1 protein-coding gene is annotated in these 290 nt (G+C 42.1%); it reads right to left on the minus strand.

Annotated features, from left to right (window positions below; translation table 11 throughout):
* A partial coding sequence (locus SB775_RS28710) for a histidine kinase dimerization/phospho-acceptor domain-containing protein (RefSeq protein ID WP_410864587.1) occupies window positions 1-290 on the minus strand: 290 nt, incomplete at both ends.

Genomic DNA, 290 nt, shown 5'->3' on the forward strand with positions numbered 1-290 from the left:
CAATAAACGCAGAACCCCGTACAACTCGTCCATCACTAAAAAACGCTCGGAGACAATGTTGTCGTCTCTGTATCTGGCTAAAACGAGAACATCGTTTAGAAGACCATCTATTCTTTCAATTTCAGTTAAAATGACAGAAAAATAAGAATCATTTCGACTTGTCGTGCCTTGCTCTCTGATTAACTGAATAAATCCTTTAATAGAAGTCAACGGATTCCGAATCTCATGAGCCATACCGGCTGCCAATTGTCCAACCGCAGCCAGCGCTTCTCGTTTACTGAGCTCCTCTT

The organism is Peribacillus sp. SIMBA_075, from assembly GCF_046534585.1.